The following is a 1,220-nucleotide window of genomic DNA, read 5'->3' on the forward strand; positions in this document are numbered from 1 at the left end:
ACCTTGCGGGGCGCGCCGGCCGACGCGCCCCGCAAGGTCGTCGTGTACATCGCCAGCCGCACCGGCCAGCAGGTCAAGCGCGCGGCGCTGGGCGCGGAAGGATTCGTGCTCGACCACCTGAGCCGCAAGGCCGTCGACCATCACCTCGCCACCGTCGCCGAGCCCCTGATGAAAGCGTTCGGCGATACGCCGCCGTATGCGGTATTCTCGGACAGCCTGGAGGTCTACAACACCGACTGGACCGATGATTTCGCGGCGGAGTTCAAGCGCCGGCGCGGCTACGACATCGTGCCGCACCTGCCGGCCGTGTTCACGGGGCAGGGGCCGGATGCCCCCGCGCTGCGCCGCGACTGGGCGCTGACGCAGACGGAGCTCGTCAACGAGCGCTACCTCGCGCCGATCGACGACTGGGCGAAGAAACACGGCACGCAATTCCGCTCGCAGACGTATGGCGAGCCGGCCGTGTCGCTGTCCAGCAACCGCCTCGTCGCGCTGCCCGAAGGAGAGGGGCCGCAGTTCCGCGAATTCTCGTTCACGCGCCTCGCCACGTCCGCCGGCCACCTGTATGGCCGGCCCGTGATCTCGGCCGAGACCTGGACGTGGCTCCATTCGCCCGCATTCGCCGCGACGCCGCTGGACATGAAGGTGGAAGCGGACCGGATGCTGCTGCAAGGCGTGAACCAGTTCATCGGCCACGGCTGGCCGTACACGCCGCCCGGCACGATCGAACCCGGCTACGCGTTCTACGCGGCCGCCGTGTTCAACGACCACAACCCGTGGTGGAACGTGATGCCGGACGTGACGGGCTATCTGACGCGCATGAGCTGGCTGATGCGCCAGGGCGAGCCCGCGAACCAGGTCGCCGTGCTGCTGCCGAACGACGACGTGTACGCGGCCCTCGTGCCGGGCAAGGTGTCGCTGTCGGCCGAGATGCACACCCACGTCACGCCGGCGCTGACGGCGCAGATCCTCGACGCGGGCCAGAACCTCGACTACACCGATGCCGAGGCGATCCTGGCACTGGGCGTGCGCCATTCGGTGCTCGTGCTGCCGCACGTGATGCGGCTCGCGCCCGAGGTGATCGACAAGCTGGCGGCATACGTGCGGCAGCACGAGCACCGAATGGCGCACGCCCAGTGCCAGGATCGCCTCGGCATCGGTGTAGTAGACGTTCTGGCCCGCGTCGAGGATCTGCGCCGTCAGCGCCGGCGTGACGTGGG

Annotated in this window: 1 protein-coding gene; it reads left to right on the forward strand. The window is 69.2% G+C overall.

Annotation, left to right across the window (positions count from 1 at the left end):
- Positions 1 to 1,220, forward strand: a 1,220-nt coding sequence (locus ACEN88_RS32160; RefSeq protein ID WP_413346268.1) for a glycosyl hydrolase, incomplete at both ends; no start/stop codon positions are given.

The sequence above is a fragment of the Massilia sp. CT11-108 genome (assembly GCF_047302915.1).
In the GTDB taxonomy this organism is placed as follows: Bacteria; Pseudomonadota; Gammaproteobacteria; order Burkholderiales; family Burkholderiaceae_D; genus Telluria; species Telluria orientalis.